Raw genomic sequence first — 26,950 nt, 5'->3', positions numbered from 1 at the left:
CCCACGTAAATTATGCTTACTGGCATGATAATGGCACCAGGGTCCTTATGACCGACCCTTGCGAGAAGCTGATCGACGACCTGCCGGTGGGCGCGCGGCTCATCGCCGACACCGTCCGGCGAGAGATCCTGGCCGCCGCCCCCTATGCCGAGTTCGGCATCGCGCTGGGGGTGCCCACCTGGTACCATGATGCGAGGGTGCTCTCGCTTCTGCCGTTCACCAGCCGCTGCACGCTGCATTTCTGGCAGGGTGAGCATCTGGAACAGCGCTTTGCGGGCCGGTTAAAGGGTTCGGCATCGGGGCCGATCCGCTACCTCGACCTCCACTCCATGCTCGATGTCGATAGCGAGGTGCGGCTGCTGATCAGGGAGGCCTTCGCGCTTCAGCTCAATGTGATCGCCTCCGAGCAGTCCTCAGCTCACGGCAAGGCTGCTTTGCCGGTTTGACCTGCTTTCTTTGGTTGTCCTTTGGCCGGCGACCAACAATCTTGGTCCCAGTCGAACCCACAGGAAAGGGACCGCCTCCATGACCAAGTTTCTCGCTGCCGCCGTCAGCACCATCGCTCTCTCCTCCGCCGCCTTCGCCCAGGACGTGCCCTCGGGCGAGTACAAGCTCGACCCCACCCACACCACCGTCGTCTGGTCCGTGGCTCACGGCCCGTTTTCCATGTATCGCGGCTCGTTCGAGACCATCGAAGGCACGCTGACCTATAACTCGCGCCGCCCTGCGCGCAGCGAACTGACGGTGAGCATCGACGCCAACAGCGTGGACAGCCCCGAAGCGGTCAGCCATGCGGGCAATGCGAACTTCCAGGAAGATATCGCCAAGAACGCTCTCGGCGCCGATGCCAATCCTCAGATCACCTTCACCACCACCTCGCTGAAGAAGACCGGCGAGGGCGAGGGCACCGTGACCGGCGACCTGACCCTCAACGGCGTCACCAAGCCGGTGACGATGGAAGTGCAGCTTCGCGGCGCTGGCGACTTCATGGGCTCGCCCCGCATCGGCTTTACTGGTGAGACCACCATCGACCGGACCGAGTTCGGCTCCGATGCCTGGACCCAGTTCGGCGTCGGCAAGGACGTGACGATCACTGTCGAGGCAGAGTTCGCTCAAGCGCAGTAACGCCCTGGCGTTGCAACATCAGTTATAACGTCCTATCTTCTCACCATCGAGGAGATAGGACGATGCACAAGCTCAAGATCCGCAAGATCGGCAACTCGCTGGGTGTGGTGCTGCCGAAGGAGGTGCTCGACCGCAAAGGCGTCGGCGCCGATACCGAGCTGATGCTGAACGAGACCGACAGCGGCCTCGAGCTTTTGTTCTTCGAAGCGGACATGGCCGATGCGGATGAGTGGATCGAGCGCGGCGCCAAGCGCTATCGGAACACGCTGAGAGCGCTTGCCCAGTGACAGCCAGTATCAGATGGCTGACCAAGCCTATCGTACTCAAGATGCACGAGCGAAGTCTTGCCGACCACGGCGGGGCGGCTGGACTGCGTGACGAAGGGCTACTCGATACCGCGCTAGCCAAACCTCTCCATTTGTCCGCCTACGACGAACCGAGCGTCTTCGATCTGGCTGCCGCTTATCTGACGGGGATCGGCAGGGCTCATGCCTTCGTGGACGGCAATAAGCGGACAGCCTTCTTCGCGGCCTATGTTTTTCTAGGTCTGAACGGCTACGAACTGGACGCCGATGAGGCCGAGGCTGCTGCCGTGACGATCGACGTGGTGACGAGCAAGCTTTCGGCTGAAGACCTCTCGAGATGGCTGGAACTTTTCAGCCGTCCGGTCTGATGCCATCGGCCTACCGCACCAGGGTCAGCTTCTTCGCCGCCCGTGTGACCCCCGTATAGAGCCAGGCCATCTTGTGCTCCTTGAAGGCCCAGCTCTCGTCGAACAGCACCACATCGTCCCATTGCGAGCCCTGCGCCTTATGCACAGTGAGGGCGTAGCCGTAGTCGAACTCGTCCGTACCGCGCTTCTTCTGCCAGGGGATATCCGCGGCGTCGCCTGAGAAAAGGTCGGCGAGGACCGTGGCCCTGACCACGCGGCCGCCGTCCTCGGGCAGAAGGCTCATCTTGATCTTGCCGTTCTTGGCTGCCGGAGAGCGCATCTTCACCTCCCACATCGAGCCGTTGAGGAGGCCCTTCTGCTTGTTGTTCCGCAGGCAGACGAGACGCTCGCCGGAGGAGGGCAGCTCTCCCTCGTAGCCCTGACGCTCCCGCAGGCGCTCATTGTAGCGACGGCGGGTGCGGTTGGTGCCGACGAGCACCTGGTCGGTCTCGAGCACCTGATCGGGATCGAGCTCGCGCTTGGAGATGACCTGCGCCTCACCGTAATCGCCGAGCTTCGGCACCTCGCCCTCGCGGATCTGCATGGAGAGGCGGACGATGCCGCTCTCCTCCGCCTGCCGATGAACCTCGGTCAGCATGACGTCCGGCTCGGCATCGGTGAAGAAGCCGCCTCCCTTCACAGGGGGAAGCTGCGCCGGGTCGCCCAGCACCAGGACCGGCGCGCCGAAGGAGAGAAGGTCGCGCCCTAGCTCCTCGTCCACCATGGAGCACTCGTCGATGATGATGAGGGAGGCCTCGCCGGCAGGCGCGTCCCGCCGGATGGTGAAGGTGGGGCTCTCGCCCGTATCCTCGTCCTCGCCCACGGCCGGGCGGTAGATCAGAGAGTGGATGGTCTTCGCTCCGTCGCAGCCCTTCTGGCGCAGGACATGCGCGGCCTTGCCCGTATAGGCGCCGAAGACGACATTACCGTCCGCCTGCTGAGCGATCTCCTTGGCCAGCGTCGTCTTGCCCGTCCCCGCATAGCCGAAGAGGCGGAAGACCTGATCATCGCGCTTCTTCAGCCAGCGGCTGGCGGCAAGCAGCGCGTCGTCCTGCTGGGGGGACCACTTCATCGGAACATCCTCTAGGCCGGGGGAGGGCGGAACGTAAGGAGAACCGGCGCCGGTGTAAAGGCAGGGTTGGCTGTGGTAGCAAGTCGGGTTTGAACGTCGCGGCAGGGAACTGGCGTTCGGCCCCCACCTCTCCCTCTGGGAGAGGGCTAAGGCTGCGTGAGCAGGCTTCGGGTGAGGGCGTTCTGAAGACCGTACCGGAGTTCTCCACTCGCCCTCACTCGACATCGAAGATGTCGATCTCTCCCGGAGGGAGAGATGAAGAGCGCGGCATAATCCGCTTCTCTCGCGCGCCCTCAGCGATCCGCTCACTGCAGTGCAGCATTGACAGCGGCGGCATCGGCGATGACCCTCGGCCACCGGGGGAAATCGGGGACCACGGCGCATGAACTGGGAAGTCTTCACGCGGTTCTCCGGTCCGGAGATCCAGCTTCACTGGGCCACCGTTACTATCGCCTTCGTAGCTGGACTGCTGCAGCTTCTGCTCTCGAAGGGAACGCCGCGGCATGTCTGGCTGGGGCGGCTCTACGCCGTGATGATGATCGCCACCTCGATCGCGGCCTTCTTCATCCGCTCCGGCGAGGTAAGCGGCCTCGAATACCTGTCGCTCAAGGGCATGAGCTGGATCCACATCTTCATTCCCATCACGCTGACGGCCGTGCCTCTGGGCGTCCTGGCGGCTCGGCGGGGCGACATCCGCTCCCACAAGGGACACATGATCGGCAGCTATATCGGCGCGATCCTGATCGCCGGTGTCTTCACCTTCGTGCCCGGAAGGCGGATGCACCTTCTCTTCTTCGCCGATCAGGAGACGATCGAGCGGCTGGAAACCCACTGTGCCGAGAACGGCTGCTAAAGGCATTCCGAACCAACGCGGCGCCGTCCTGTTCCCGTCCGAATAGGAGACTTCATGCTCGACGCGCGGGACATCTTCTACTTCGTCGTAGGAGCGGCGCTTTTCGTCCTCTCTTTGAGGCCCGCCCTCGCCAAGCTGCCGTGGTTCAATGTGCCGCTCTTCTACGTGGTGGTCGGCGTCATCCTGGCCGGAGCCGGGGCGCCCGTCCTGGACCCCCGCACAGGCAAACTTTCGGCCATGGTGGTCGAGCACGCCTCCGAGCTGATCGTCATCATCTCCCTCGCCGGGGCGGGCCTCGCCATTGACAGCCCCGGCACCTGGAAGAACTGGGCCGCTGCCTACCGGCTCCTTCTCATCTGCATGCCGCTGACCATCGCCGCCATCGCCTGGGCGGGCAGCTCGCTTCTGGGGCTGCCGCTCGCCGCTGCGGTGCTTCTGGCGGCGGCGCTGGCGCCGACCGACCCTGTGCTCGCCCAGTCCGTCCAGGTGGGTCCGCCCGGCAAGCGCGAGGACCCGATGCAGATCAGCCTCACCGCAGAGGCGGGCCTCAATGACGGTCTCGCCTTCCCCTTCGTCTACCTCGCCATCACGCTCGCTCTGGTCGCAGCGGGAGAGAAGGGCGGCGACTGGTTCGCGTCGTGGCTGACCATCGACCTCTTCTACCGGGTGGCGGCGGGCCTAGCCGTTGGCTGGGTGGTGGGCTGGACGCTCTCCAAGCTCATCTTCAGTCCCGTGGGTGACGGCCGCAACGGTGCTTGGAACTCGCTCCTCGTGGTGCTGGCGGCGACGCTTCTGTCCTACGGTATCACCGAGGCGGTGAACGGCTACGGCTTCCTCGCCGTGTTCATGGCGGCGAGGGCGGGGCGCGCGAACACACGGGGCACGGAGATGGAGGGCTATGAGCGCTTCGCCCATCACGGAGCCGAGCAGCTCGAATCGATCCTCCTCGTCCTCATCCTCCTCTGGTTCGGAATGTTCGTCGGCAGCGGCGGGCTGGAGGGGGCCACCTGGATGGAGATCGGCGTCGCCCTGGCGATCGTGCTGGTCGTGCGGCCTGCGGCAGGGGCGCTCGCTCTTCTGTTCTATGATTGCCCCAGGGTCGACAGGTCGAAGATCGCCTTCTTCGGCATCAGGGGCATGGGGTCGATCTTCTACATCGCCTACGCCCAGAACCATGCCCCCTTCGCCGAGATCGACAATGTCTGGCGCATCGCGGGGATCACCATCCTCATCTCCATGGTGGTGCACGGCTTCACCGCCAACTTCACCCTGGACCGCGAAGGGGGAGACGAGGAGGAGCACCCGGCCATGAACGCGGTGAAAGAGGACATGGCGAACGAGAAAAAGGCAGCATGAGCAGCGTCAGCATCGAAACCCAAGCCCTAGGAGTACTGCGCTTCTGGTTCCTCGAAACTCCGGCGGAGAAGCGCTTCCAGTCCGACGAGCGGCTGGACGAGGAAATCCGCGCCCGCTTCGGCGAGCTGCGGGACGAGCTGGCAGCCTTCGTGCCCCCCGCCTGGACCAAGACGCCGGAGCGGCGGCTGGCCGCGATCATCCTGATCGACCAGTTCAGCCGCAACCTTCATCGGGGCGACGGGGAGGCCTATGCGGCGGACGACAAGGGCCGGCTCCTGGCCGAGCTGGCGATCGCCTCCGGCGATCTTGACGCCTGGCCCCAGGACCGCGCGCATTTCGTGCTGATGCCGCTGATGCACGCCGAGGACCTCGGCACGGTCGAGCGCTGCATATCGCTGATGCAGCGCTACTGCTCGGAGCTCGGCGAGGCGATCCGCTACGGCGAGAAGCACCGGGACGTCATCGCCCGCTACGGCCGCTACCCCTCCCGCAACGAGGCGCTGGGCAGGGCCACGAGGCCGGACGAGGAGGACTACCTCGCGCATGAAGGGGGTTTCTAAAAGGACCCAGCCCGGCGCCGGACCCTGCGACTGCAACGGACAGCGTTGAAGGGTTGGCCGAAACGGCGGCGCGCAGTAACTCGCCTCTCAACAGCAACCTAAACCGGAGGAACGCTCATGTCGTTCGCAGGCACCTACAACGTCACCATCAACACCCCCATGGGCAAGCAAGAAGGCGTGCTCACCCTGGAAGAGAACGGCGATGCCCTGACCGGCACCATGTCCGCCGGCGGCGACAGCGCCGAGGTCAAGAACGGCAAGGTGATGGGCGACACCGCCACCTGGGACGTCGATGTCCAGAAGCCGATGCCGCTCACCCTCTCCTTCGAGGGCAAGGAAGCCGGCGACGACATCAACGGCAACGTCAAGCTCGGCGCCTTCGGCAACTCCACCTTCGAAGCCAAGGCCCAGTAGCCCCCTCCGCCCTTCGGGCACCTCCCCCATGGAACATGGGGGAGGGAAGCAGATCGAACGCTGTTCGCTTACTCGCTCCCCCTCCCCGAGGGGGAGCTGCCGGTAGGCTGAGGGGGAGCGCGCGGCGGCTATTCTTCATTCAAGAGAAGGCGGCAGGAATCCTGCCGCCCTTTTTTGTGGCTTCGATCGTTTGATGAGCCTCGCAGGCCGATGCCGCCTTTGTTTGCCAAGGCCTCGCGGCTAGCCTAATCCTCCTCTCAGAGAACGAAGGACGACCCCATGGCTGAGAACGGCGCTTCCAGAACCAACTACCAGGCCTCCAAGGAGGAGCTGCTCGAATACTACCGCATGATGCTGCTCATCCGTAGATTCGAGGAGAAGGCGGGCCAGCTCTACGGCATGGGTCACATCGGCGGGTTCTGCCACCTCTATATCGGCCAGGAAGCCGTGGTCACCGGGCTCGAGGCGCTACGCAAGGAAGGCGACCAGGTCATCACCGGCTACAGGGACCACGGCCACATGCTGGCCTGCGGCATGGACCCCAAGGGCGTCATGGCCGAGCTGACCGGGAGGGCAGGGGGCTACTCCAAGGGCAAGGGCGGCTCCATGCATATGTTCAGCTCCGAGAAGAAGTTCTATGGCGGCCACGGCATCGTCGGTGCCCAGGTGCCGATCGGCGCCGGCCTCGCTTTCGCCAACAAGTACCGCGGCAACGACAATGTCAGCTTCGCCTATTTCGGCGACGGCGCTGCCAACCAGGGCCAGGTCTTCGAAGCCATGAACATGGCCGAGCTCTGGTCGCTGCCCGTGGTCTTCGTCATCGAGAACAACCAGTACGCCATGGGCACGAGCGTCAAGCGCGCCTCTGCCGAGACCCATTTCTACCGCCGGGGCGCTAGCTTCGGTATTCCGGGTAAGGAGGTCGACGGCATGGACGTGGTGGCCGTGCGCGAGGAGGCCCGCGAGGCCGTCGAGCATGCCCGCGAGGGCGGCGGGCCTTACGTCTTGGAGATGAAGACTTACCGCTACCGCGGCCACTCCATGTCCGACCCGGCGAAATACCGTACAAGGGATGAGGTGGACGACATCCGCTCCAACCAGGACCCGATCGAGGGCTGCAAGAACCGCCTCCTCTCGGCAGGCTCGAACGAGGAAGAGCTGAAAGAGATCGACAAGGAGATCAAGGCGCAGGTGAAGGAGGCGGCGGACTTCGCTCTCGAAAGCCCCGAGCCTGATCCGAGCGAGCTTTATACGGATGTATTGGCTGAAGCGTAGGCACTTTCTACTGCGGCCCGTTTAACACTTGAGACGGTCAATTCTACCGTCATCCCGGAAAGCCGAAGGCTTATCTGGGACCGATGGACTAACCTAACGAGACAGGATGACCCGGACGGTCCATGGCTCCCGGCTCTTCGCTTCGCTACGGCTGGGATGACGGCGGTACTAGGTAGAGGTTTGGGTTTCTGCTGATAAGGGTCGGAAGGAGACCGCACCATCCGTCTGTGTCCCATCTCCGACTATGCCGAGCGGGAGCTGATCAAGTTCCTCTATGAGCGCGAGGACCAGCAGCTTCTCTTCACCGAGCCCGAAGGCGAAGCGGGGCTGGTTCCGATCGACGGTCTGAGTGCCGACATCTACGCCGTCCCGGTGACCCTCTTCATCGGTGGGGTAGCGGCGGTCATTTTGGAGCTGGCGGAGCCGCGGGTGAGGCACGGGGTCTGGGACCACTCCGTCTTTCCGGCCGACCCGGTTCTCCGCCTAAGACGCACCGGCCTCGCCGCCATGGTCAGCTTCTATGCACCGCGCTCCAAGGCTTTGACGATGATCGAGGGCATCAACCGCCGCCACGCCAGGATCGAGGGTCTGACAGACAGCGGCAAGTCCTACCGCGCGGACGACCCCGAGCTTCTCCTCTGGGTCCAGGCCACCGCTGCCTACGGCTTCATCAAGGCCTATAGCCGTTTCGTGCGTAGGCTGAACGATGACGACTGGGAGAGGGCGCTGACCGAAGCGCAGCCGGTCGCCGAAGCCTACGGTGTGGCGACGCCGCCGCTTTCCAAGGAAGGACTCCGGGAACTGCTGCAAGCTTTGGAGCCGCGTCTGGAGCCCTCGGAAACCCTGCAGACCTTCCTCCGTATGATGCGAGATGAACCGGCGCTGCCCGGCGTTCTCAGTCGCCTTCAGCCGCTACTGGTCAGGGCCGCCGTGGGGCTGGTGCCGCCCTCCATTCGCCGCCGGACGGGGATCGACGAGCTGGGACCGAGGCCGGGGGAGAGCGCCTTGCTGAACCTGCTGGCGCGCGGCTCGACATGGATGAGCCTGCGCAACCACCCCCGCGAGCTGGCACGCAGGCGGCTCGCTTCTAAACGCTAGCCAACCCGAATTGCCTCCTCTACAGCCCACGATCACGCTTCGAGAGAGCCTTTCATGACCGTCAAAGTCCGCTTCGCTCCTTCCCCCACCGGCAAGCTGCATGTTGGCAATGTCCGCGCCGCGCTGTTCAACCAGCTCTTCGCGCGCAAGGAGGGCGGGACGTTTCTCCTCCGCTCGGACGATACGGACCAGACCCGCTCGACCAAGGAGTACGAGGATCAGATCCAGGAAGATCTCTCCTGGCTCGGCTTCGAGTGGGGCGAGTTCGCGCGGCAGTCCGAGCGCTTCTCGGTCTATGAGGATGTGGCCGAGCACCTCAAAGAGCAGGGGCTCCTCTACCCCTGCTACGAGACTGCCGAGGACCTCGACCGCAAGCGCAAGCTGCAGCGAGCGAGGGGCCTGCCCCCCATCTACGACCGTGCCGCGTTGGAGCTTTCCGAGCAGGAGCGCGCCGATCTCGAGGCGGAGGGACGTCAGCCCCACTGGCGCTTCAAGCTGGCGCGTAAGGAGGTCCACTGGAACGACCTCATCCGCGGCCAGCAGACCTTCGACACCGGCACCATGTCGGACCCTGTGCTGATCCGAGAGGACGGCGCCTTCCTCTACACCCTGCCAAGCTGCATCGACGATGTGGATTTCGGCATCACCCATGTTGTCCGAGGCGAGGACCACGTCACCAACACCGCCGCGCAGATCGAGGTCTTCGAGGCCGTCATCGCCTATAGGGGCGAGGGCGCCATCCCCACCTTCGGCCACCACTCGCTTCTGGTCGGCAAGGACGGGGAGGGGCTGTCCAAGCGCCTGGGCTCGCTCGGCATCGAAGACATGAGGCGCGAGGGGCTGGAGCCCCAAGCGGTGACCAGCCTCCTCGCCCGCCTCGGCACCAGCCAGCCGGTGGAGCCCGTCCTCTCCATGGAGAAACTGGCAGAAGGCTTCAGTTTTGACATTCTGGGCCGCGCACCCGCCCGTTTCGACCCCGAAGAGCTCAAGCTTCTCAACGCCAAGATCCTGCACGAGATGAGCTACGAGGATGTGGCCGACCGCCTGGAGCGCCTAGGTGTCAGCCAGCCCATCTGGGAGGCGGTGCACGGCAATGTCGAGACGCTGGAAGAGGCTGCCGTCTGGCGCGAAGTGATCGAGGGCGAGCTGAACCCGGTCATCGCCGACGAGGACAGGGAGTTCTGCGCCGCTGCCGCCGCCGAGGTCGAGGCGGCTGGCGAGGCCAGAAAGGAGAGCTGGAGCACCCTGACCAAGGCGCTGAAGGACGAGACGGGCCGCAAGGGCCGCGGCCTCTTCATGCCGCTGCGTCTGGCCCTGACCGGCAAGGACCACGGCCCCGAGATGCCGGACCTCTTTGCGCTGATGGGAAAACAGAAAGCAGCCGCTAGGCTTCGCGGCGAGAGGGCTTAGCTGTAGGGCTCAGTTCGTAGGGCGGAACGCGAAGCTTTCCGCCGTCCCTCATAGCTATTGTAGCGCGGCGGATGGCTTCGCGGGTCCGCCCTATGGGAGCCTGCCATGTCCGTCTTTCCGCATGCCGATCTTGCCTCGACCGAGGCGCTCGACACCACCATCATCCCCCGCGCCCGTGACCTCGGCGCCTTCACCGTCAAGCGCGCGCTGCCGAGCCCGCAGCGGCAGATGGTGGGTCCTTTCATCTTCTTCGACCAGATGGGTCCGGCCGAGTTCGGCCCCGGCCGCGAGATCGACGTGCGCCCCCACCCTCATATCGGGCTTGCGACGGTCACCTACCTCTTCGAGGGCCGCATCAGGCACCGCGACAGCCTCGGCACCACCCAGGACATCGAGCCCGGCGCGGTGAACTGGATGACGGCGGGGCGGGGCATCACCCATTCCGAGCGCACCCCGGACGACCTCTCCGGCAAGCCGCACCAAATGTTCGGCATCCAGACCTGGATCGCTCTGCCCAAAGCACAGGAGGAGCGCGAGCCCGACTTCGTGCACCATGCAAAAGAGGCGCTGCCGAGCCTTTCTGGGGAGGGGATCGAGGGCAAGCTGATCCTGGGCGACGCCTACGAAGAGACTTCGCCGGTCAAGACCGCTTCGGAAACCCTCTATGCCCATCTCGTGCTGGAGGCGGGTGCGGTGCTGCCCCTGCCTGACAACCACGAGGACCGCGGGATATACGTGACCAGGGGCAGGGTGGAGCTGTCGGACAAGACCTACGAGCCAGGACAGATGCTGATTTTCGGCGACAGCCCTGGCGCGGTAAGGGCGGGGCCGGACGGGGCAGAGCTAATGCTGTTCGGCGGCGCGGTCATGGACGGCCCGCGGCACATCTTCTGGAACTTCGTCGCCTCGGACAAGGAGATCATCGAGGAGGCCAAGCGCGAGTGGAAGAAGGAGGACCACGGACGGTTCAAACTTCCGCCCCATGACGACCAGGAGTTCATCCCGCTGGACTAGAGCATCGGACCGCGAAGTGGGAACGTTCGTCGCCTTCGGCGCCTCACCGCGGCGGAGAGATGCTGCTCTAGCGCCTTTCAGCTCTTGGAGCCGATGACGCGGACCGTGGCTTCCGTCCGTCTTCCCTCGTCGTCGGCGAGGGCAACACTATAGAAGCCGGGTCCTGGCGGGCGCCAGTGGACCTGCCGGTTCTCGTCGGCAGACAGCATCTCTCCGTCGACATACCAGCGCAGCTCCCCTCGGCCCCGCCCGGCGAGCACGTAGGATCGCGCCCGCGTGGGGAGGCTCGCGCCGTCCGGCGGGAAGGTGATCTCCAGCTCAGCGGCACCGGTCAGGACCCTGTCGCTGCTAGGGACGGCAGCTCGGCCCGGATGGGTTTTACCCGATCCCTCTCCGAGCTGATCGAAGACATCGAGGAGGGCCGGGAGGGCGGCGGCGCGGCCTGTCCGGCCCGGTCTCGCGCTGCCATCGGCGCGGCCTGCCCACACCACCGCCGCGTAGCGCTCCCCCACACCCGCCGCCCAGGCATCGCGGTAGCCGTAGGAGGTGCCGGTCTTGAAAGCCACCTGGGGCGCATCGGTAGCCAGCGCTGGAGGGATCCGTCCCTCTACCGACGGTGATGCCCTCAGCATACGTAAAGTTCGGGCGGCAGCGTCCTGGCCCATCAGCCTTGCGGGGTCGTTCGTCTTCTCATCCAAACGGTAGCGAAGGGGCGCTGCGAGACCCTCCGCCCCCAGAGCCGTATAGAGAAGAGCCAGCTCCTCCAAGGTGACGCCGACACCGCCAAGGGTCACGGCCAGACCCGCCTCGCGCTCGCCGGTGACGGGCACGAGGGGCCTGACCCCTGCGCTCCTCATGCTGCCGAGAAGACGGTCCGCGCCGAGCGCGTCGAGGATCAGCACGGCGGGCACGTTGAGGGAGTGGCGCAGGGCATCGCCTACGGTCAGCTCGCCAGCAAAGTCGCGTGAGAAGTTCTGCGGCTCGTAAGTGCCGAAGCGGGTAGGCAGGTCGGCGATGCGCATCTCCTCGCTGACCAGCCCCTCCTGCATGGCCAGTCCGTAGACGAAGGGTTTGAGCGTCGAGCCAGGCGAGCGGCGGCGGCTTGTGAGGTCGAGCCATCCGCCGGGCCGGCGTCGGTGGGTGCTGCCGACCGAGGCGACGACCTCCCTGGTATCGAGGCGCACGATCATGCCAGCGGCCTGGACATCCGGCCCCTCCGCTTCAGCGAGCGAGACGAGGATGCGTCGCAGCGCCTGCTGCTTGTCCGCCTCGATGGTGGTGGTCACTCTTCCGCCATCTTCGGCGAAGCGGGCGGCGGCGTGCCAGGCGCCAGCGGGGAAGTTGCGGCGCCTCGTGGGGAGAGGATCGTGATCGGCCTCGTCGGCACGGTCGGCGCTCAGCATTCCGGCTCGCTCCAGCTTGGCCAGCACGGCAGCGCGGCCCGCCTTGGCGCCCGCCGTCTGCCGGTCGGGGCGGCGGGCCTCAGGGCTTTGGGGCAGGGCCAGAAGCAGCGCGATCTCGCTGTCGCTGAGCTGCCGCGCCGCCTTGCCGAAATAGGCGAGACTGGCGGTCTCCACCCCCTCCAAATTGCCGCCATAGGGGGTGAGGGTGAGGTAGAGGCCGAGGATTTCCTCCTTCGAAAGGCGTCGCTCGATCTGGCGGGCACGAAGCATCTCGATCAGTTTGGAGGGAAGGTTGCGCGGCCTCGGCTCCAGCAGTCTAGCCGTCTGCATGGTGATGGTCGAGGCACCGGAGAGGGTCGTGCCTGCCCGAAGATTGGTCAGAGCGGCCCGTCCGACGGCGCAGAGGTCCACCCCCCGGTGCTCGAAGAACCGCTTGTCCTCGACAGCCAAGAGCGCCTCGATCAAGCGGGGGTCGAGCTCCTCCGCACGGGCTTTCAGCCGCCAACGTCCGTCCTCGACCGGGAAGACCCTGAGCGGGACGCCGCCCGCATCGAGCACCACGGCTGATGTCCGTACCTCCAGCGGCGGCGGGAACGCGGCGTCGAGAAGATGAAGGCTGATGAACGCCCCGCTGAGGGTCAGCCAGAGGCCGAAGAGCCCCCTCACGGCGCGACCGTCAGCCTACCGCTCTCAGACCTGCCGAAGGTTTCCAGGCGGTACATGTCCTCCGCCACCGCGCCTGGGAAGGCGAAGTCGCCGGGGGTCACCGCCCGCGCGATATAGGCGAAGCGCAAGATGTCCTCTCCGCGCTTGGTCAGGGAGGCAACGAAGCGGTCGTCCCGTTTCTCGGCGATGCTGGTCTCGCTGAGCATACCCAGGAAGGCAAAGGGCGAGCTATCCGCCGCGTCGCCGGGGCCGAGCACCGTTTCGATCTCCAGGCCCGCAGGCAAGAGATCGGTGACGACGAGCTGCGCCTCGCGCACGTTCGAAGGCCTGACCGTCAGGACGATGAGGACCCGGTCGCCCTGGTTGAGCTCGGCCTCTGCAGCTCTTCCCTCGAGGGTCAAGAGCTCCTTCCGCACTTCGAGACCGCTCGCTGTCGCTGGCGGCGGGGAGGAGGGGTGGCCGGAGAGGCTGGCGGTAACCGTCACGGGTCGGTCGCTGTCATTGGTGAACGGAGCACCGGCGATCTCCTGTTCCTTCAACACCACGCTCTCGAAGCGGCTGCCGTCATAGGTGACGAAGGCGTTCGTCCTGCCACCTGCGAAGGCGTCGCTCGCCCTGAGAAGGAAGGCGCTTTCCTGAGTGGTAAGGCCCTCCGGCTCCGGTGTTTCCTCTGCCGTCTGGTCCCAGAGCTTCCTGGCGCGCTCGTCCTCGCCCGCCTCGGCGAGAAGTTCGATCGCGGCGGCGGCGTCGCGGAGGGGGGTCTGGTAGTAGTCCCCGTCGTTTTGGTAGCCGAGGTCGTCGATGGCAGCGGTGAAGGCGTTCCGTGCACGCCCCGCATCGCCGATCGCCGCAAGACCGCCGGCCAGATGAGCTTTGGCCAGCGCGCTGCTGGTGCGCGAGAGGCGGGCGTCGTGGAGATAGCGCAGCCTGGAGCGATCGGCGAGCCCGGCTTTGGCCAGAACATAGAGGGCGTAGGCGGAGCTTCGCTCGTCCAGCGCCTCCTGGGTGTCGATCGTCCAGGGCGCGCGGCTGATCCGTCCGTCATAGCCGTAGGCCCTGAAGAGCTCGCCCTGGCTCACCGGCTGGAGCGCCAGATAGGCACGTTCGAGGGCGCTGTCCGGCACGGGCAGGTTCTGACGCTGCGCCTCCATCAGCATATCGACCGTATAGGCACCGATCCACGGGCTCGCACCGCGGTCGCCGACCCGCCACATGCCGAAGGCACCGTCGGGGCTCTGACGCTCGAGGATCGTCTCAATGATGCGCTGCAGTCTGCCCGTGTCCTCCGTGCTCCGCCTCGGATCGGTGAGGAGGGCGGTGGCCCTGCTGACGAGCTGCTCCGTGCACGCATAGGGGTAGCTCGTGAGGCTGCGTGCCACCGCTCGGCGGTCGATCGGTGTAGGAGAGGCGGAGACGAGGAGGCTGGCGGAGCTCACCTCCAACCCGGCAAGGAGCTCTTCGGGGACCGACCAGCTCTCTCCCGGCTCCAGCACGCGGCGAAGCGTCCGCCTCTCCGGCAGGAAGGCGCTGCGCAGTTCGATGTCGTAGCTCCGTTCGGTCTGGAAGAAGTCCGGCCCGGTGCCGACGAACTCCAACCTCGCAACGCCGACCCCCGTGCCGCTAACCTCCACCGCGCGGTCGCTGCGTTCCCCTTGCTCTAGCTCGAAGCGCTGCTCGGCGCTTGCCTGCAGCGGACCTTCACCGGTCAGCTCGAAGCTGTACTCACCCGGCTCCCCCTCCACATTGTCCACGGAAAGCGTCGCCAGCGCCTGGTCCCCCGGTGCGAGGAAGCGCGGCAGCACCAGCTCCGCCGCCACTTCGTCCCGGACCGTGACGGCGCGGGATGCGGAGCCCACCGCCTCTTCCGACCAGACGAGCGCCATCACCCGAAGCTCTCCGGCGAAGTCGGGGATGTCGAGCTCGAAAGTCGCGCTGGGGGAGGGGTAGGCGCCGCCGGTCGTCAGCTCGATGGGGCCTGAGAAAAGCGCCACGGTCTTGGTCGGCACCACGCTGAGCCCCGCCCCGCCAATCGCATCACCGCCCGAGCGCAGCTCGCCGAGCTGCCCGGTATCGGGGTCGAGCACCCTTCCGTAGTCGTCATAGATGCTCGTGACCAGGCGGGGCTTGCCGAACAGAGCCTCGGCGGGGTCGGGGGTCTCGTACTTGGTCAGCGCCAGGATGCCCTCATCGACGGCAGCGATAGCGGCGTAGATCGGTTTTCGGCTGCTCCCCGGACTGAGGACCGTGAGGGTCGCCTTCTGGCCGGGCCGAATGAGGCGCGGCGCTTCGATGCGCACCTCCCGCTCCCTCCGGCTTCGGTCGAGGGGAACATAGACCGCGCCGACCGCCCGCCGAGGAACGGGGACCACGCCGGGCTCCCTCTCGGTGAAGACGCTGGCGAGGAGATAGGCGCCCCGGTCCCAATCGTCACTGGCCGTCAGAGTGATCTCGGCAAAACCCGAGCCGTCAGTTACGAACGGTCTGATCTCGACGATCTCGCCCGCGGCCACGGCGACCTCGCCGCGGCCTGCATAGGGGGCGACGATGGAGACGGTGACGTCTTCGCCGATCGCTGGTGCTTCATCCGAGACCCAGACGCGGACCTGATCGGGGGCGGGGGTACCGCTTTCCGTCCGACCGCCATAGCCCACGTAGAAACCGTAGCTTGAGAGGTCGCGGCCTTCCTGAGCCAGCGTCAGCACGTAGTCGCCCCAGGGCAGGCCGCGCGTGTCGAGGGGTACGGCCTCTTCCGTAATCGTCTCGATCAACCCGTCCGCCACCGGAACCAGACGCTCGAAGCGGCGCCAGCGCCACCTGCCGCCCCTCTCCTGATACCAGTCATAGTCGAAGTCCCGGCGTACCAGGCGGTAGGCCAGCTCCTCCTGCTGAAGGGCGCCGTCCGGCCCGACCGCCACGATGTCGAAGCCTGCGGCCCCGCCACGCGGCACCGTCCCTTCGAAGCGCGGCTTGATGCCCGGATAGAAGGCCGCCGGGCGGTAGGGGATGCGGAGATCGTCCTGGACCGCACGGCCACCAGGCTCCTCCACGCGGATGACGGTCCGCAGCCGCAAGGGAGCGGCTGCCATCTTGGGCAGCGCGCCCCCTTCGATCGTCAGGTCCGCCGTACCCGCACCGTCCGTGGTCTGCGTGCCGAGTTCGATCAGCTTGCCGCGAAAGGGCTCGTCGTGGAGGCCGAAACCGTACGCCTCGAAGTCCTGGAACGGACGTGGGTCCTCCTCGACCCGCACCGTGCCGAAGACCCTGAGGCCGCTGCCCGGCGCCCCGTAGAGGAAGCGGGCGTCCGCCCTGATGGTCCTGTCTTCGTCCAGGCCCAAGGGCGCGTCATCCGCCGACAGATCGAGCGCGAGGCGCTGGGGTACGAAGTCGTCCACGGAGAAGCTGACCGCGCCGACCTTCCCGAGCCCTTCGAGCTCGACCACCGCCTGCCAACGCCCCCGGCTCGCAGCCTCAGGCAGCATGATGTCCCGCACCACGCTGCCCGCCCTGGTCCAGCGCTGAATAGGAAGGCGCTGCTGCTCGGTGCCGTTGGGCCGCAGCACGACGATGTGGCCCGGCTGGCCATCGCTCGCCCTGCCAGCCTCGTCCCGCAGAAGGGCTGTCAGATGGACCGTCTCGCCCGGTCGGTAGACGCCGCGCTCGGTAGTGACGAAGGCTTCAGTGCCCTCGGCAGGCATCCTGCCCCCCACATCGAGCGCGGAGAGGTCCAGCGGGGCACGGTCGAGGTCGAGAAAGGCGAACTCGCCGCCTCGGCTCTCCGCCACGATCAGCTTGGGCCGGTTGCCCTCTTCGCCGCGCAGCAGGGGCGCGGGGAAGGTGACCCGGCCCTGCCGGTTGCTCCGCTCGGTCGCCAGCACCTCGTTCGACTGCGCCACGAGCCGGACCTGCACCCCTCCCATGGGGGAGGCATTGCTCAGGGAGCGGAGCACCACGTCGAGGCTGCCCTGGCTCCGGTAGGCCGTCATGGCGAGGTCCGTGACCACCACCCAGCGAGCTGCCCGCGCCGGTTGGTTCTCACCCCGTTCTAAGGCAGCCTGGTCCTCGAGCTCGATATAGTAGGCGCCCGCTTCGAGCTCGCCGAGGCTCTCTTCGATGGGCAGAAGCGTTGTGGTAAGCGTGTTGCGGGGACCCTCGGTGAGAAGCGTGCCCTCGAAGATCGGATCGCCCAGCTCCCCCGGCCGCTCGTCGAAGGGGACGTACTGGTAGACGCCCTCGCCCCCCGCATAGCCCTCGGTGATCCGCCTGAGGGTCAGCGCCCGGTCGTTGAGGCGGGTGATGGCGACGGCCACCTCGTCCACATTGATGGTCTGAACACCGACGCCGCCTGCGCCGTCCCTGGGAAGAACGATGCCGCTCCCGGCGAACTGCACCACGGGCGGGCGGTCGGAGAAGGTGAGGGTGACCTCTTCGTCCCTCGCCAGCTCCTCGCCCTCGCGTGAGGGAAGCCCCGCCCGGAGGGTCAGGGTAGCCTCCTCGCCATAGGACAGCCCTTCGACGCAGAGCGTCTTGTCCTTCGCTGCGAGCGCAACCTCGCGGTCGATGGCGACATAGGGCTCGTAGTCTCTCGTGCTGTCGAGAAGTTCGGAGAAGACGAGGCAGAGGGTGGGCTGACGGGAACCGGATAAGACTTCGGTACGGAGGAAGGCGAAGGGGAGGTCTTCTTCCCTCTCCTCTTCAGGCGCGGGGGCGGACGAAACACTTGCTTCTCCGCGCTCGCTATTGCGCTCACCGCCCGCACCCGAAGAACGCTCGTTCGGATCGCCGCAGGAGACGAGCGCTGCGACGGCGGCCAGCACCGCCCATTGCCGCAAAAATTTCATCATTTCTCCGCCCTCCCTGGCCTTCCCATCGTTGCCATAGCGGGCGCTTTGGGGGAAGCGGGCCGGACATTTCGGGAGGGTCGATCCATGGACATTCTGGCAGCGCTCGCCATGCAGGCAGCCGCAAACGTCACGGACTGGGAAGCGGACGGCCGCGCCGCCTTGGCCGCCGCCAAGGAAGAGCGCGTGGTCGAGGGTCCGGCGAAGAACGTCATCCTCTTCATCGCCGACGGCATGGACGTGACCACCTCGACCGCCGCTCGTATTTTGGCCGGGCAGCAGCTCGGCGGCTCGGGTGAAGAGCACCTTCTCACCTTCGAGAGCCTGCCCTTCACGGGCTTCGCGAAGACCTACAACACCAATGTCCAGGTGCCCGACAGCGCGGGCACGGCGACGGCGATCATGACCGGCCACAAGACCAAGGCCGGGGTCATCAATGTGGACCAGACCGTCACCCCCGGCGATTGCGCGAGCGCAGAGGGCAAGCGCCTGCCCAGCATTCTCGAGCTCGCCCAGGAGACGGGGCGCAGCTCAGGCGTGATCTCGACGGCGCGGATCACCCACGCGACCCCCGCCACCCTCTATGCCAGCTCGCCGAGCCGGGATTGGGAGAACGACGGCGACCTGCCCGAGGATGCCGAAGGCTGCACCGACATCGCCAGCCAGCTCATCGAGGCTGGCCGCAGCTACGACCTGCTGGTCGCGCTCGGGGGAGGGCGCCGCAACTTCCTCCCCGAGGCCACTCAAGACCCCGAGAACGAGCGCCAGACCGGTGCCCGTGAGGACGCGAAGGATCTGATGGCGGCCTGGCGCGGCATCTCCCGTCGGCACAAGACGGTCACCACCGCTTCGGAACTGATGGAGGCAGGTGGCCGCGACCGCGTGCTCGGCCTCTTCGAGCCCAGCCACATGATGTACGAGCATGACCGCCGGAGAGAGGAGGCCGACGAGCCGTCGCTCGCCGAGATGACCGGCTTCGCCATCGAGCGGCTGTCCAAGGACCGGGACGGCTTCTTTCTGATGGTGGAGGGCGGCCGCGTCGATCACGCCCATCACGGCGGCAACGCCTACCGCGCGCTCGTCGACACCATCGCTTTCGACGATGCGGTGAAGGTCGCGCTGGAGATGACCGATGCGGAAGAAACGCTGATCATCGTCACCGCCGATCACGGCCACACCATGGCGTTTCAAGGCTATCCCCGACGCGGCAACCCCATCATGGGCCTCGTGCGCGGCGTCGGCCCCGATGGCGAACCGCTGGAGCTGCCAGAGCAGGCCCGCGACCAGCGGCCCTACGCCACGCTCTCCTACGCCAACGGCCCAGGCGCACGCAGCGGCACCGCCACCAAGGACGGTGACCCCGGCCGCCCCTTCCTCACCGATGACGAGGTCGCCCGCCCCGAGCACCGCCAGCAGGCAGCGATCCCTCTCTACGGCGAAACACACGGCGGCCAGGACGTGGCCATTTACGCCAAGGGGCCGGGAGCGCACCTCCTGACCGGCGTGCACGAGCAGAGCTATATCTACTACGTGATGGAGGATGCGCTGCGGAAGTAGCAGTGAGGCGTCCACCTCTCCCTCCGGGAAAGGTCAAAACCTGACCAGGTCAGGTTTTGGGTGACGGCATTCGTTGCCCAACCTTTGTCCGCTACTCGCCCTTACTCGAGATCGTAGATGGTCGATCTCTCCCAAGGGAGAGATTAGTTGTGGCGAGCTAGCTTGCTACTTACCCACCCCGCCAAATCCGCCCACCTGACCACGGTGCCTCAGCGCGTGGTCAGCCAGCACGATCGCCATCATCGCCTCGACCACCGGCACAGCACGGATGGCGACGCAGGGGTCGTGACGGCCTTTGGTCACCACTTCGGTGTCCGCCCCGTCCTTCGTTACCGAGCGGGTCGGAGTCAGGATCGAGGAGGTCGGCTTGATCGCCACCCGCGCAACGATCGGTGCGCCGGTGCTGATACCGCCGAGCACGCCCCCTACGTGGTTCGACTGGTAGGTCACCTGACCGTCTACCATGCGCATCTCGTCGGCGTTCTCGGTCCCCTTGAGGCGCCCGGCCTCCATGCCGTCGCCGATCTCTACCCCTTTGGCCGCGTTGATCGACATCAGTGCCGAGGCGATGTCCTGGTCGAGCTTGCCATAGACCGGTGCGCCTAGACCGGGCGGAAAGCCGGCCGCTTCGACCTCGACGATGCCGCCCAGGCTGTCGCCAGCCTTCCGGGTCTCGTCGATGAGAGCCTCCCAATCTTTCGCCTTCTCGGCGTCGGGGCAGAAGAAGGGGTTGGCGGAGACCGCCGCCCAATCCCGCTTCTCCGTAGTAGACCGACCGATCGAGACAAGCCCGGCTCTGATCTGCACTTGTCCGAACAAGCGTTCCAAAACCATCTGAGCGACCGCCCCAGCCGCCACTCGAGCGGCTGTCTCCCTCGCCGACGATCTGCCGCCGCCTCGATAGTCGCGAATGCCGTATTTCTGCTGGTAGGTCAGGTCCGCATGCCCTGGTCGGTAGGTATCCCGGATGGCGCTGTAGTCCTTCGAGCGCTGGTCGGTGTTCTCGATCATCAGGCTGATCGGCGTACCCGTCGTCACTAGACCGTCCGTTCGGTCGTCTTCGAAGACGCCGGAGAGAACCTTGACCCGGTCGTCCTCGCGGCGCTGGGTCACGAAGCGCGACTGACCCGGCTTCCTACGGTCCAGCGCGTCCTGCACGCGGGCCAGATCGAAGGGGATGAGGGGCGGGCAGCCGTCGATGACGCAGCCTAGTGCTGGCCCGTGGCTCTCACCCCAGGTGGTGACGCGGAAGAGGTGCCCGAAACTGTTATGCGACATGACAGCCTTCTAGCCCTGCTTTGCACGGCGGGGATAGCGGGGCATCTCACTTGCATCTAAGCGGGCGCCATGACCGACCAGCCGAGCGACACCGACGACCTCATCCCCGCCACCCCTACGGCGGAGGACTATGCCGAGGAGGCCAAGGCGCAAGAAGCGTTCGGCGTCGAGGACGATCAGGGCGACGTGTTCGGCGAGGAGCAGGACCCGCTCACCATCCTCAGCGACTGGCTAAAGCTTGCGCGCAAGCATGAAATCAACGACCCCAACGCCATGTGCGTGGCGAGCGTGGACCGCGACGGCTCCCCCGATGCTCGCATGGTCCTCCTCAAGGAGCTCGACCACGGGCTGACCTTCTACACCAACATGCAGAGCGCCAAGGGTGAGCAGCTCCTCCACAACCCGGCCTGCACGGCTCTCTTTCACTGGAAGTCGATCCGCCGCCAGGTGCGGTTGAGGGGGCAGGCCGTGCCGCTTTCGGACAAGGAAGCCGACGACTACTTCGCCCGGCGGGACCGCGGCAGCCGCATCGGCGCCTGGGCCAGCCAACAGTCCCGACCCATGAGCGAGCCGGACATCCTCAAGACGCGCATCGACGACTTCGAATCGCTGTTCGAAGACCGCGAGGTGCCCCGCCCCGAATGGTGGCGCGGCTTCAGGATCGTTCCCCGCAGCGTCGAGTTCTGGGTCAACCGCCCCTTCCGCCTCCACGACCGCAAGCGGTTCACCAGAGAGGGCGACGAGTGGGTGACGGAGATCTTGTATCCCTGACCCGTAGGGCGGAACGCGCAGCTTTCCGCCGCTTAGGGTAAGATGAGAGAACGGCGGATGGCTTCGCAATCCGCCCTACGAAGCGTTCACCACCGTCGTGAACTTGCCCTGTCCCGTCAGCGCGCCGACGATGCCGTCCTTCAGGCTGAAGACCACGATGGGTATGCCGTTCTCCCGCGTGAGACTGACCGCCGCCTGATCCATGACCTGCAGGTCCTTGGTCAGGATGTCCCGGTAGGTGATCTCGTCATAGCGCTCGGCATCGGGGTCCTTCTTCGGGTCGGCCGAGTAGATGCCGTCCACCTGGGTGCCCTTGAAGAGCGCTTCGCAGCCCATCTCGGCGGCCCTTAGCGCGGCGCCGGTGTCGGTGGTGAAGAAGGGGTTGCCCGTGCCGCCGGCGAAGATGACGACGCGGCCCTTCTCCAGGTGCCGGATGGCCCGGCGGCGGATATAGGGCTCGCAGATCGACTGCATCTCGATGGCCGACAGAACCCTCGTGTCGAGGCCGATGGCCTCAAGGCTGTTCTGCATGGCGAGGGCGTTCATCACCGTGGCCAGCATGCCCATATAGTCGGCGCTGGCGCGCTCCATTCCGCTGGCTGCCATGGAGAGGCCGCGGAAGATGTTGCCGCCGCCCACCACCATGCAGACCTGCACGCCAAGCTCGGTGGCGGCCTTCACTTCGCCCGCGATCCGCTCGACGGTGGGCAGGTCGAGGCCGAACTCCTGTTCGCCCATCAGCGCTTCGCCCGAGACCTTGAGAAGGACGCGGCGGTAGGTGGGTTCGGCCATGATGGGGATTCTCCTGAGGAAGCTGCGGCGCGCTATCAGGTTTTCCCGCTCGCTGCGAGACCCGATCTGGTGCGACTTTCCCTCTTTCCACTTCGTTGACCGCGTTGCTCTATCCGGCTTGTGTAGCCGGGAAAGATGACCGATCATTCGGCAAGCAGGAGAGGCGCAGATGGCCAGGACGCCGCAGAACACCAAACCCGAGCTGGTCGAGGCTATCGGCACCGTCTTTAGGGAGGCGGGCTATGGCGGCGCCTCCTTGACCAAACTGTCGGAAGCCACCGGGCTCAAGCGCGCCAGCCTCTATCACCGTTTCCCCTCGGGCAAGGAAGCCATGGCGGAGGAGGCGCTCGCCTCCACGGTGCGCTTCGTGGACGAGCGCATCCTCTCGGTACTACGCGGCCTCGGCGAGCCGAGAGAGAAGCTCGAAGCGGCAGCTGCCGGGTTCAGGACCCTCTACCGGGACGGTGGCCAGTCCTGCCTCATCAACCTCTTCGGCACGCCGTCGGGTAACCCCGAGAGCCTGAGGCAGGGCGCGCAGACCCTGGTCTCTTCCTTGATCAGCGCGATCAGCAAGGTTCTCGCCTCAGCTGGCGTGCCTGAAGACGAGGCGAGACGCCGAGGCCTCAAGGCGGTGGTGGATATCCAAGGAGCACTGGTCCTGGCCCGCGTCTACGGCGACAAGGCTCCGTTCAAGGCCGTGATGGCGGGCTGGACGGAGGACCTTCTTCGCGGCTCCGAGGAGGTAGGGGATCAGAAGCCGCCGCAGCAGCCCCAGGCGGAGGTGCGCGAGGTCCAGATCACAGCCGACAAACCGGAGACGCCCTCGGCAAGCCGAGATGTCAGGAAGGCGGTCGCAGCACATCTCTCGGCGCTGAAGCTGCGGGGTGAGGGGTAGGGGCCTTCCAATCAGGTCGGTGTGTTATCTGCTGCGGTTTCCCATGGTCGCGAAGCGATCCGTGGGATCCAACTTCTAGAGGGGTACGACCTCATTTTCTTCAGGTGATGGGTCCCACGGTCTGCGGCTTCGCCTCCGCCGTGGGAAGACGTCTTGAGTGGTGGCTGTTCTGCCAAACTGCTATGCTACGAGCCCTACACAAAAAAGCCCGGCGCGAAGGCCGGGCTTTTCCGTAGAGATTGAGAGCGGCGCTTAGCCTTTGGAGAGGCTGGCGACCTCGGCGGCGAAGTCGTCTTCTTCCTTCTCGATGCCTTCGCCCAGCTCGTAGCGGATATAGCCCTTCAGCTCAGCGCCAGCGTTCTTGACCACGTCCTTGATCTTGGTCTCGCCGTCGATGACGAAGATCTGCTCGAGGAGCACACTTTCTTCGTAGAACTTGCGGATGCGGCCCTCGACCATCTTCTCGATGATGTTGTCCGGCTTGCCGGATGCTTTGGCTTGCTCGGAGAGGACGTCCTTCTCGCGCTGGACGACGGCTTGGTCGAGGCCTTCGATGTTCAGCGACTGGGGGCGAGCGGCGGCGATGTGCATGGCGACCTGCTTGCCGACAGCCTCCAGCGCCTCTTTGTCGCCGGTCGATTCGAGCGCGACGAGGACGCCGATCTTGCCTTCGCGGTCGGCGATGGGGGTGTGCAGGTAGGGCACGACCACGCCGGAGTTCACCGAGATGCCCTCGGAGCGGCGCAGGGCCATGTTCTCACCGATGGTGGCGACCATGGCAGTGACCTGTTCATCGACGGTCTTGTCAGCGCCGGGATAGGAGGCGGCGCGCAGCTTGTCGGTCTCACCGTCCACGGTCAGCGCCACATCGGCGATGTCGCGCACCATGGCCTGGAACTTCTCGTTGCGGGCGACGAAGTCGGTCTCGGCGTTGACCTCCACGAGCGCGCCCTTGGTGCCGTCCAGCGCGTAGGCGACAAGGCCGTCGGCAGCGGTGCGGCCGGCTTTCTTGGCGGCTTTGGCGAGACCCTTGGTGCGCAGCCAGTCGACGGCCGCGTCCTTGTCGCCGCCGTTCTCGACGAGCGCCTTCTTCGCATCCATCATGCCTGCGCCGGTCATCTCGCGCAGCTCTTTCACCATCTTGGCGGTGATCTCGGCCATGTGTCGGTCCTCCTCGGTAGCGGCGCCCAGTTGCCCGCTTCGTGTTCGATGATCGGTGAGCGATAACCGCGTGCTTCGCCTTGTTGTCAAGCCGGGATTAGCTTGTTTATGGCAATGTCTTCCCGAAAGGGCTGAGACAGACCTTTTTGGGGAAATGGCAGGTTCGTGGCCAGGGGCGGGATCGAGACTAGCAACGTGATAGTGGATGAAGCCCCGCTTACCGGGCGTTGCGGTACCGTACGGATAGCCCCTGACATCGTTCCTGCGATCCGTGCGCTGAACCGTGCTCCGGATGAGAGACCGCTGCGCCTTCTCTACGTCTCCGCCACCGACCATGTTCTAGGCAGCTACGCGGCCTGGGAGCGGGGGGAAGTGGACCCCAAGGCTCCAGCCGTCAGCTACTCTACGCAGCTACTCGACGTCGCCGATGCGCTGAGCGCCGAGCTCGCCATGCTGTGCCCAGGGGAGGCCGATACGGCGCTCGAGCCTCATGGAGAGATCGCCGTCGCCCGGTTCGAGAAAGGTGCGGGCGGGAGCGGTCTGGCCGGTCACTACCGAGGCTTGCGCCGCATCACCAGGCATGCGCGCAATCAGGCGGCGCGCTTTCAAGCGGACGCGGTCATCTTCAGCATGAGCCCGTTCTGGCCCAGCCTCGGCAGTTTTCCGTGCCCGGTGGTGGTGTCCTTTCACAACAACCCCTGGCGACCCGATAGAGAGAGGCCGGGTCTGCGGGATGGAACGAAACTGGCGCTGGCGAGAGGGCCGCTGCGCTCGGGCCGGATCGCCACCATCGCCGTGTCCGAGGTAGGAGCGAGACAGGTCGCGGTGCTCTCGCGCGGCGGCCAGACACCTCTGGTCTCGGTGACCCAAGCCAAAGACGGCGCGGCGACGCCTCAGACGCGCGGCAGACGATCAGGCGATCTGCTCTTCGTCGGTAGGATCGAGCGGAACAAGGGCGTCTTCGACCTCCTTCATGCGGCTCTTCTTCTCAAGCCCGACATCCCCTCCTTGCGCCTTCGCTTCCTCGGTGCCGGCGCAGCGCTGGAGGAGCTGAAGGAACAGGTAGCCAAGGCCGATGCGAAGGACTGGATATCGGTCGAGGGGTGGCGCGAAGGTTCGGCTGTGGGCGAAGCCATGGCCAGCGCTGCCTGCCTTGTCTGTCCGACGAGGTCGGGCTTCCTGGAAGGGCTGCCGCGGGTGATCCACGAGGCACATCTCGCAGGCTGCCCGGTCATCGCCAGTTCGGTGGCTCCGTCACGGGCGACGAAGAGCACGCTGGTCTTTCCGGCGGACGATAGGGAGGCGCTCACTGGCGCGATCAGGCGTTTTCTCAGCGACGCAGCCCTGCGATCGGAACTTGAGCAGGGTGCTCTTCAAGGCAGAGAGATCTACAAAGATCGTGAGCTGGCGTGGGGCAGCCGGGTGGCTGAGGCGCTGGCGCAGCTCGGCGCAGAAAAAAGGCCGGAAGGCTTGTAGCGCTTCCGGCCCCCGGCATGATCGAAACGAAGCGGCTTAGACAGCTTGCTCGGCTTCCTTGTCCATCTCCTTGGCGATGACTTCCTCGTCGTGGGCGTTGGTGTCCGCCTGGCCAGCTTCGGAAGGCATGGCGGGGGCTTCGGCTGCGTCCTCGACGGTCTGCTCGCCGGGCACGTCCTGGGCCGCGTCGAGGGCGGGCTCGCCTTCGAAATCGGCCAGCTCGCCAAGGTCCTCACCGGAGGCGACGGCGGCGGCGCCGAGGCCGTCGATCACCGCGTCGGCGACGAGGTTGGTGTAGAGGCTGATGGCTCGGCTGGCATCGTCGTTGCCGGGAATCACGAACTCGACGCCGTCGGGCGAGCAGTTGGTGTCGACCACGGCGACCACGGGGATGCCCAGCTTACGGGCTTCCTTGATGGCGATCTGCTCCTTGTTGACGTCGATGACGAACATGAGGTCGGGCAGGCCGCCCATGTCGCGGATACCGCCGAGGGAGAGGTTCAGCTTTTCGGCTTCCCTGGTCATGCCGAGCTGCTCTTTCTTGGTCAGCGCGCGGCCTTCACCTTCGAGGGTCTGCTCGATGTCGCCAAGACGCTTGATCGAGTTGGAGACCGTCTCCCAGTTGGTCAGCGTACCGCCGAGCCAGCGGTGGTTCATGTAGTACTGGGCGCAGCGCTCAGCGGCTTCGGCGACAGGCTGTTGGGCCTGGCGCTTGGTGCCGACGAAGAGCACCCGGCCGCCGCCGGCCACCACGTCGCGCACCTTGGTCAGCGCCGCGTGCAGCATGGGCACGGTCTGGGATAGGTCGATGATATGCACACCGCCCCGATCGCCAAAGATGTACTGGCGCATCTTGGGGTTCCAGCGGTGGGTCTGGTGACCAAAGTGCACGCCGGCTTCGAGCAGCTGGCGCATGGAGAATTCAGGGACGCTCACGATGTGACTCCTTCGGTTGGCGTCGAACGGTGGGGGGACGCGAAGCGCCACCGAAGGTCCACCGCCCTGTGGGTTGAGGCGGGCGGAGTATAGGGAAAAGGCAAGGGTGGCAAGCCTCTTTCCGTAAGGCGGAGCGCTGGGCGAGCCGCCCTGCTGCTTTCCCGTGCCCGACGGTGCCGCGGGAAGGCGCCCGACCGGGTGCCCGGACCGTATGGTCCGCCCCGCCGGAGGCGCTGCGCGCCGTGAGGCAAAACATCTAGACCAAAACGCGAACACCCGCCATACCGG

General features: G+C 65.9%; 23 protein-coding genes. 16 read left to right on the top strand and 7 right to left on the bottom strand.

Annotation, left to right across the window (positions count from 1 at the left end; genetic code table 11):
- The first annotated feature begins 47 nt into the window (after nucleotides 1–47).
- The 4 genes from NOG11_RS09240 to NOG11_RS09225 all read left to right on the top strand — a co-directional run bounded on the left by NOG11_RS09240 (nucleotide 48) and on the right by NOG11_RS09225 (nucleotide 1,798).
- Nucleotides 48–446: a DUF1801 domain-containing protein gene (locus NOG11_RS09240; protein ID WP_256619471.1), complete on the top strand. Its 399-nt coding sequence runs from the start codon at nucleotides 48–50 to the stop codon at nucleotides 444–446.
- A gap of 79 nt (nucleotides 447–525) precedes the next feature.
- The gene (locus NOG11_RS09235; RefSeq protein ID WP_256619470.1) at nucleotides 526–1,125 is read left to right on the top strand and encodes a YceI family protein; all 600 of its coding nucleotides are present in this window, start codon (nucleotides 526–528) and stop codon (nucleotides 1,123–1,125) included.
- Between the two features lie 62 nt (nucleotides 1,126–1,187).
- The gene (locus tag NOG11_RS09230) at nucleotides 1,188–1,412 is read left to right on the top strand and encodes an AbrB/MazE/SpoVT family DNA-binding domain-containing protein (RefSeq protein ID WP_256619469.1); all 225 of its coding nucleotides are present in this window, start codon (nucleotides 1,188–1,190) and stop codon (nucleotides 1,410–1,412) included.
- Nucleotides 1,409–1,798, top strand: a complete 390-nt coding sequence (locus tag NOG11_RS09225) for a type II toxin-antitoxin system death-on-curing family toxin (protein ID WP_256619468.1) — start codon at nucleotides 1,409–1,411, stop codon at nucleotides 1,796–1,798. The genes NOG11_RS09230 and NOG11_RS09225 overlap by 4 nt, the downstream gene beginning before the upstream one ends.
- A gap of 10 nt (nucleotides 1,799–1,808) precedes the next feature.
- Here the strand turns inward: NOG11_RS09225 and NOG11_RS09220 are convergent, their stop codons facing one another.
- Nucleotides 1,809–2,909 (bottom strand): ATP-dependent DNA helicase, encoded by a 1,101-nt coding sequence (locus tag NOG11_RS09220; RefSeq protein ID WP_256619467.1) that lies wholly within the window; start codon nucleotides 2,907–2,909, stop codon nucleotides 1,809–1,811.
- A gap of 382 nt (nucleotides 2,910–3,291) precedes the next feature.
- On the opposite strand from NOG11_RS09220, the gene NOG11_RS09215 reads away from it, so the two are divergent.
- The 8 genes from NOG11_RS09215 (at nucleotide 3,292) to NOG11_RS09180 (ending at nucleotide 10,889) form a co-directional block, all read left to right on the top strand.
- Nucleotides 3,292–3,762 carry a DUF2306 domain-containing protein gene (locus tag NOG11_RS09215; RefSeq protein WP_256619466.1) on the top strand — a complete coding sequence of 157 codons (471 nt, stop codon included), beginning with the start codon at nucleotides 3,292–3,294 and terminating at the stop codon, nucleotides 3,760–3,762.
- A gap of 54 nt (nucleotides 3,763–3,816) precedes the next feature.
- Nucleotides 3,817–5,118 (top strand): cation:proton antiporter, encoded by a 1,302-nt coding sequence (locus NOG11_RS09210; RefSeq protein WP_256619465.1) that lies wholly within the window; start codon nucleotides 3,817–3,819, stop codon nucleotides 5,116–5,118.
- On the top strand, nucleotides 5,115–5,678 hold the full coding sequence (locus NOG11_RS09205; protein ID WP_256619464.1) for a DUF924 family protein: 564 nt from the start codon (nucleotides 5,115–5,117) through the stop codon (nucleotides 5,676–5,678). The genes NOG11_RS09210 and NOG11_RS09205 overlap by 4 nt, the downstream gene beginning before the upstream one ends.
- A 117-nt stretch (nucleotides 5,679–5,795) precedes the next feature.
- A complete protein-coding gene (locus NOG11_RS09200; protein WP_256619463.1) occupies nucleotides 5,796–6,092 on the top strand; it encodes a hypothetical protein in 297 nt (98 codons plus the stop codon).
- 279 nt (nucleotides 6,093–6,371) lie between these two features.
- A complete protein-coding gene (gene pdhA, locus NOG11_RS09195) occupies nucleotides 6,372–7,367 on the top strand; it encodes a pyruvate dehydrogenase (acetyl-transferring) E1 component subunit alpha (RefSeq protein WP_256619462.1) in 996 nt (331 codons plus the stop codon).
- Nucleotides 7,368–7,739: 372 nt separating this feature from the next.
- The gene (locus NOG11_RS09190) at nucleotides 7,740–8,465 is read left to right on the top strand and encodes an oxygenase MpaB family protein (protein WP_256619461.1); all 726 of its coding nucleotides are present in this window, start codon (nucleotides 7,740–7,742) and stop codon (nucleotides 8,463–8,465) included.
- Nucleotides 8,466–8,519: 54 nt separating this feature from the next.
- Nucleotides 8,520–9,875, top strand: a complete 1,356-nt coding sequence (gltX, locus tag NOG11_RS09185; RefSeq protein ID WP_256619460.1) for a glutamate--tRNA ligase — start codon at nucleotides 8,520–8,522, stop codon at nucleotides 9,873–9,875.
- 105 nt (nucleotides 9,876–9,980) lie between these two features.
- Entirely contained in the window at nucleotides 9,981–10,889 is a 909-nt protein-coding gene (locus tag NOG11_RS09180; RefSeq protein ID WP_256619459.1) for a pirin family protein, read from the top strand.
- Between the two features lie 77 nt (nucleotides 10,890–10,966).
- On the opposite strand, the gene pbpC is transcribed toward NOG11_RS09180, so the two are convergent.
- Both pbpC and NOG11_RS09170 read right to left on the bottom strand, forming a co-directional pair.
- A complete protein-coding gene (gene pbpC, locus NOG11_RS09175) occupies nucleotides 10,967–12,958 on the bottom strand; it encodes a penicillin-binding protein 1C (protein WP_256619458.1) in 1,992 nt (663 codons plus the stop codon).
- Nucleotides 12,955–17,799 carry an alpha-2-macroglobulin family protein gene (locus NOG11_RS09170; protein WP_256619457.1) on the bottom strand — a complete coding sequence of 1,615 codons (4,845 nt, stop codon included), beginning with the start codon at nucleotides 17,797–17,799 and terminating at the stop codon, nucleotides 12,955–12,957. The genes pbpC and NOG11_RS09170 overlap by 4 nt, the downstream gene beginning before the upstream one ends.
- Nucleotides 17,800–17,883: 84 nt before the next feature.
- On the opposite strand from NOG11_RS09170, the gene NOG11_RS09165 reads away from it, so the two are divergent.
- Nucleotides 17,884–19,353, top strand: coding sequence for an alkaline phosphatase family protein (locus NOG11_RS09165; protein WP_256619456.1), 1,470 nt, complete (start codon nucleotides 17,884–17,886; stop codon nucleotides 19,351–19,353).
- Nucleotides 19,354–19,518: 165 nt separating this feature from the next.
- Here NOG11_RS09165 and aroC read toward each other — a convergent pair whose 3' ends face one another.
- Entirely contained in the window at nucleotides 19,519–20,631 is a 1,113-nt protein-coding gene (gene aroC / locus NOG11_RS09160) for a chorismate synthase (RefSeq protein WP_256619455.1), read from the bottom strand.
- Between the two features lie 69 nt (nucleotides 20,632–20,700).
- Here aroC and pdxH point away from each other — a divergent pair, with 69 nt between their 5' ends.
- Nucleotides 20,701–21,402, top strand: a complete 702-nt coding sequence (pdxH, locus tag NOG11_RS09155; RefSeq protein ID WP_256619454.1) for a pyridoxamine 5'-phosphate oxidase — start codon at nucleotides 20,701–20,703, stop codon at nucleotides 21,400–21,402.
- A gap of 75 nt (nucleotides 21,403–21,477) precedes the next feature.
- Here pdxH and pyrH read toward each other — a convergent pair whose 3' ends face one another.
- Nucleotides 21,478–22,194 carry a UMP kinase gene (gene pyrH, locus NOG11_RS09150; RefSeq protein WP_256619453.1) on the bottom strand — a complete coding sequence of 239 codons (717 nt, stop codon included), beginning with the start codon at nucleotides 22,192–22,194 and terminating at the stop codon, nucleotides 21,478–21,480.
- A gap of 169 nt (nucleotides 22,195–22,363) precedes the next feature.
- Between pyrH and NOG11_RS09145 the strand changes: the two genes are divergently transcribed.
- Nucleotides 22,364–23,089 carry a TetR/AcrR family transcriptional regulator gene (locus NOG11_RS09145; protein WP_256619452.1) on the top strand — a complete coding sequence of 242 codons (726 nt, stop codon included), beginning with the start codon at nucleotides 22,364–22,366 and terminating at the stop codon, nucleotides 23,087–23,089.
- 252 nt (nucleotides 23,090–23,341) lie between these two features.
- Here NOG11_RS09145 and tsf read toward each other — a convergent pair whose 3' ends face one another.
- A complete protein-coding gene (tsf, locus tag NOG11_RS09140) occupies nucleotides 23,342–24,250 on the bottom strand; it encodes a translation elongation factor Ts (RefSeq protein ID WP_256619451.1) in 909 nt (302 codons plus the stop codon).
- Nucleotides 24,251–24,451: 201 nt separating this feature from the next.
- Here tsf and NOG11_RS09135 point away from each other — a divergent pair, with 201 nt between their 5' ends.
- Nucleotides 24,452–25,726: a glycosyltransferase family 4 protein gene (locus NOG11_RS09135; RefSeq protein WP_256619450.1), complete on the top strand. Its 1,275-nt coding sequence runs from the start codon at nucleotides 24,452–24,454 to the stop codon at nucleotides 25,724–25,726.
- A gap of 36 nt (nucleotides 25,727–25,762) precedes the next feature.
- Here the strand turns inward: NOG11_RS09135 and rpsB are convergent, their stop codons facing one another.
- Complete coding sequence (rpsB, locus tag NOG11_RS09130; RefSeq protein WP_256619449.1) at nucleotides 25,763–26,662, bottom strand: 30S ribosomal protein S2; 900 nt, start codon at nucleotides 26,660–26,662, stop codon at nucleotides 25,763–25,765.
- Nucleotides 26,663–26,950: the final 288 nt, after the last annotated feature.

Source organism: Parvularcula maris (genome assembly GCF_024505085.1).
Classification (GTDB): Bacteria; Pseudomonadota; Alphaproteobacteria; order Caulobacterales; family Parvularculaceae; genus Parvularcula; species Parvularcula maris.
This window is presented reverse-complemented; position numbering and strand designations above follow the sequence as displayed.

Bases quoted from the DNA above. Each gene is read 5' to 3' on its own strand.
- NOG11_RS09210 (WP_256619465.1), top strand. From the start codon at position 3,817: ATGCTCGACGCGCGGGACATCTTCTACTTCGTCGTAGGAGCGGCGCTT.
- NOG11_RS09230 (WP_256619469.1), top strand. From the start codon at position 1,188: ATGCACAAGCTCAAGATCCGCAAGATCGGCAACTCGCTGGGTGTGGTG.
- NOG11_RS09215 (WP_256619466.1), top strand. From the start codon at position 3,292: ATGAACTGGGAAGTCTTCACGCGGTTCTCCGGTCCGGAGATCCAGCTT.
- NOG11_RS09200 (WP_256619463.1), top strand. From the start codon at position 5,796: ATGTCGTTCGCAGGCACCTACAACGTCACCATCAACACCCCCATGGGC.
- NOG11_RS09205 (WP_256619464.1), top strand. From the start codon at position 5,115: ATGAGCAGCGTCAGCATCGAAACCCAAGCCCTAGGAGTACTGCGCTTC.
- NOG11_RS09220 (WP_256619467.1), bottom strand. From the start codon at position 2,909: ATGAAGTGGTCCCCCCAGCAGGACGACGCGCTGCTTGCCGCCAGCCGC.
- NOG11_RS09145 (WP_256619452.1), top strand. From the start codon at position 22,364: ATGGCCAGGACGCCGCAGAACACCAAACCCGAGCTGGTCGAGGCTATC.
- NOG11_RS09235 (WP_256619470.1), top strand. From the start codon at position 526: ATGACCAAGTTTCTCGCTGCCGCCGTCAGCACCATCGCTCTCTCCTCC.
- NOG11_RS09170 (WP_256619457.1), bottom strand. From the start codon at position 17,799: ATGATGAAATTTTTGCGGCAATGGGCGGTGCTGGCCGCCGTCGCAGCG.
- aroC (WP_256619455.1), bottom strand. From the start codon at position 20,631: ATGTCGCATAACAGTTTCGGGCACCTCTTCCGCGTCACCACCTGGGGT.
- NOG11_RS09165 (WP_256619456.1), top strand. From the start codon at position 17,884: ATGGACATTCTGGCAGCGCTCGCCATGCAGGCAGCCGCAAACGTCACG.
- pdxH (WP_256619454.1), top strand. From the start codon at position 20,701: ATGACCGACCAGCCGAGCGACACCGACGACCTCATCCCCGCCACCCCT.
- pdhA (WP_256619462.1), top strand. From the start codon at position 6,372: ATGGCTGAGAACGGCGCTTCCAGAACCAACTACCAGGCCTCCAAGGAG.
- NOG11_RS09240 (WP_256619471.1), top strand. From the start codon at position 48: ATGACCGACCCTTGCGAGAAGCTGATCGACGACCTGCCGGTGGGCGCG.
- NOG11_RS09180 (WP_256619459.1), top strand. From the start codon at position 9,981: ATGTCCGTCTTTCCGCATGCCGATCTTGCCTCGACCGAGGCGCTCGAC.
- gltX (WP_256619460.1), top strand. From the start codon at position 8,520: ATGACCGTCAAAGTCCGCTTCGCTCCTTCCCCCACCGGCAAGCTGCAT.
- tsf (WP_256619451.1), bottom strand. From the start codon at position 24,250: ATGGCCGAGATCACCGCCAAGATGGTGAAAGAGCTGCGCGAGATGACC.
- pyrH (WP_256619453.1), bottom strand. From the start codon at position 22,194: ATGGCCGAACCCACCTACCGCCGCGTCCTTCTCAAGGTCTCGGGCGAA.